Genomic DNA, 3,360 nt, shown 5'->3' with positions numbered 1-3,360 from the left:
CCGGGCCACCAACGGGCGCACCGTCGAGGTACCGATCTGGGTCCAGTCGCCGACCTCGCGCACGGTGGTGGTGAGCAGGTCCGCCCAGTCCGGTGCCGGCGGGTGTGCCCGGTCAGGCCGCGATCGGCCGGGCGGGCAGCCCGGCGCCGGCCCGGGCCTGTGCGAACGAGCGCAGCAGGCGGTCGTGGATCGCGCCGTTGGAGGCCACCAGTTCGCCGTCGCCGGGCTTCCAGTCGGTCCCGTCGAACGTGCTGGCCCGACCACCGGCCTCGCGCACCAGGATCGCGCCGGGCGCCCAGTCCCACGGGCCGCAGCGCTGCTCCCAGTAGGCGTCCAGGCGACCGGCCGCCACCCAGGACAGATCGATGCCGGCGCAGCCCAGCCGGCGCACGTCGCGGGTGTCGTTGACCACGGACAGGAACTCGGCCAGATTGTTGTCCGGATCGGTGGCCCGGGACGGCGGGAAGCCGGTGGCGATCACACTGCGGCCCAACGTGCGGGTGTCCGAAACCTGCAGACGCTTGCGCCCCTCGTAGGCGCCGCGCCCGGCCTCGGCCCAGTAGGTCCTGCGCCGGGTCGCGTCGGCGACCACGCCGAGCGCGAGTTGCTCACCGTCCCAGAACGCGATCGCGCACGCGTAATGCGGCAGGCCGTGGGCGAAGTTGGTGGTGCCGTCCAGCGGATCCACGAACCAGGTCGGCCGACGCAGATCCAACTCGGCCAACCCGCCGCCCTCTTCGCCGACCACCGCGTCCTGCGGGTAGTGGCTGCTCAGCCAGGCCCGGACCAGCTTCTCCACCCGCAGGTCGGTCGCGGTGACCAGGTCCGCGGCGGAGGACTTGAGTCGGATCCGCCGGGGGCGCCCGGCCCGGCGAATGGTCTGGGCGGCCTCGCGGGCCACGCGCAGGGCCGCGAGGGTACGGGGAAGGGGAAAGACCACGTCGTCGCTCCTTGCCTACGACGGTCGATGAGCCCGATGCCCATCGATCGCAGGCGGGTTCGGCCCGCGCGATCGGCCCGCGGCCCTCGCCCCACGCGAAAGCCGTCCCGGCATCGGGTCGCCGTCGTGCAATAGATTGCCCCTGCATTATGTCGAGGGCCGCCGCCGTCCACCACCAGGTTGGCGGCGGGCCCCGAGCACCGGATCGGCGGCGGTCAGCTCGTGCCGACGGGTTGGTAGTTGCGGAAGTTCACCCACAGCCGCGAGGGCGCCACGTCCAGGGTGTGCAGCACCGCGCCGTCCGCGGTGGGCAGGAAGGCCAGCCCCTCCGCCTCGGTGCCGGCGGGCAGGTCGCGGTCGAGCACGTCGGCGACGACGCCGGTGTCCGGATCGATCCGGTAGATCGACTTGCGGTCGTTGTCGGCGGACGCGTAGAGCCTGCCCTGATACATCTTGGCGCCCTGGATCCGGCCGACCGTCGTGCTCAGCGGCACCTGCTTGACGAACGACAGGTCGGCCAGGGCGAACACGTTGAGCGCGGTGGTGTTGTTCCACTCGGCGGTATAGACGTAGCCGCGGGCCGCGTCGACGGCCACCCACGGCACGCCCTGGGTGTGCAGGGGCTGCGGGAGTTCGTACGCGGTGCCGGTGAACTCCAGGGTCCGGGCGTCGAACAGCGCGATGAAGGGGTGCCGATACCCGCTGCCGTCCTCGATGGGGGCGTAGATCCTTCCGTCGTGATAGTCGATGTCGCCGATGTGGTTGCCGCCGAGGTCGGCGATCCGCTTGGGGATCGCGAACGGCTTGTCGACGATCCTGGAACCGTCCAGGGTGGTGCGCTGGAGCCCGTTCTGCCAGGAGAAGAACCAGCTCTGCCCGTCGGTGGCGACGCCCTGGGAACGCTGCAGGGCATCCAGGAGCAGGAAGGTCCTGCTGGACGTCTGTCGCCACTCGTCGGCCGCCAGGGCGGGCGAGGTGGTCAGGGCGACGGTCAGTACGGCGCCGCACACGGCGCTGATGGTGGCGGTGACGGCTCGGCGCGGGGAACGTCGACGCATCAGGATTCAACCTCCGGCCCGGGCGCGACCACGCGGGCATCCGCCGTCGTGGTCACGGGAGTTGCGGATCGTGGACAGACAACCGATCGAACACGAACGCCACCAGCACATCGCTTCGCCGGCCCGCTGCCAAGCCGAATTCGATGAACGATCCACGACCCGCGCCCGACCGGCGGACCACCGGCCCGCGCCGATGGCGGACGACGGCACGTCCGAAGGGTGACGGCGGGGTCACCCGGCGGATGCGCGCGGCCCGACCGCCCCAGGTCGCCGGCCACTCGACGTGTGGGTGCGGTCACCATTGGTGGAGGGAGTGCGGTGATCGGCGTGGTTGCGGTTGACATGGGGGCATGTGGGTCATATTCCGGAGGTAGTACCCGCACGGCCGCTAGGTACGAGAGTCCGGTGGCGGGTCCGTGGCTCGGGGGTGCTCGCGGTGCCGGTGGCGCCGGGGCGCGGACGCGGAATCGGCCACCGGAGCACTCGACGTTCGACGAGGAGCGTCCTCATGGCACGTCCGGTCGGTATCGACCTCGGCACGACCAATTCGGTGGTCGCGGTTCTCGAAGCCGGTGAACCCACCGTCATCACGAATGCGGAAGGGGCACGGACCACGCCGTCGGTGGTGGCGTTCGCGAAGAACGGTGAGGTGCTGGTCGGTGAGGTGGCCAAGCGCCAGGCGGTGACCAACGTGGAGCGCACCGCCCGCTCGGTGAAGCGGCACATGGGCGACAATTCGTGGCACTTCCCCGACGTCGGCGACATCGACGGCAAGCGCTACACCGCGCAGGAGATCGCCGCTCGGGTGTTGCAGAAACTCAAGCGCGACGCCGAGGCGTACCTGGGCGAGAAGGTCACCGACGCGGTGGTCACGGTGCCGGCGTACTTCGACGACGCCCAGCGCCAGGCCACCAAGGAGGCCGGCGAGATCGCCGGGCTCAACGTGCTGCGCATCGTCAACGAGCCCACCGCGGCGGCGCTGGCCTACGGCCTGGACAAGGTGCGTGATCAGACGATCCTGGTGTTCGACCTGGGCGGTGGCACCTTCGACGTGTCCCTGTTGGAGATCGGCGAGGGCGTGGTGGAGGTCAAGGCCACGCACGGCGACACCCATCTGGGCGGCGACGACTGGGATCAGCGGGTGATGGACCACCTGGTCAAGCAGTTCAAGAACGCGCACGGCGTGGACCTGTCCAAGGACAAGATGGCGCTGCAACGTCTGCGCGAGGCGGCGGAGAAGGCCAAGGTCGAGTTGTCGAGCGCGACCGAGACCTCGATCAACCTGCCCTACATCACGGCCTCGGCCGAGGGCCCGCTGCACCTGGACGAGAAGCTCACCCGCGCCCAGTTCCAGCAGCTCAC

General features: G+C 70.5%; 3 protein-coding genes. 1 reads left to right on the top strand and 2 read right to left on the bottom strand.

The window, feature by feature from the left end; genetic code table 11:
- Window positions 1–112: 112 nt before the first annotated feature.
- On the bottom strand, window positions 113–940 hold the full coding sequence (locus tag ABZ374_RS48285; RefSeq protein WP_360325146.1) for an inositol monophosphatase family protein: 828 nt from the start codon (window positions 938–940) through the stop codon (window positions 113–115).
- Window positions 941–1,155: 215 nt separating this feature from the next.
- A complete protein-coding gene (locus tag ABZ374_RS48280) occupies window positions 1,156–1,998 on the bottom strand; it encodes a hypothetical protein (protein ID WP_360325144.1) in 843 nt (280 codons plus the stop codon).
- Between the two features lie 508 nt (window positions 1,999–2,506).
- On the opposite strand from ABZ374_RS48280, the gene ABZ374_RS48275 reads away from it, so the two are divergent.
- Window positions 2,507–3,360: Hsp70 family protein (locus ABZ374_RS48275; protein WP_360325142.1), on the top strand; the 854-nt coding region annotated here is incomplete at its 3' end.

This window comes from Embleya sp. NPDC005971, assembly GCF_040629175.1.
GTDB lineage: Bacteria > Actinomycetota > Actinomycetes > Streptomycetales > Streptomycetaceae > Embleya.
The sequence above is the reverse complement of the archived record's forward strand: the minus strand, read 5'-3'. Positions and strand labels throughout refer to the sequence as shown.

What these genes read in the sequence shown, in the direction of transcription:
- ABZ374_RS48280 (WP_360325144.1), bottom strand. Translation starts at nt 1,998, where the DNA reads ATGCGTCGACGTTCCCCGCGCCGAGCCGTCACCGCCACCATCAGCGCC.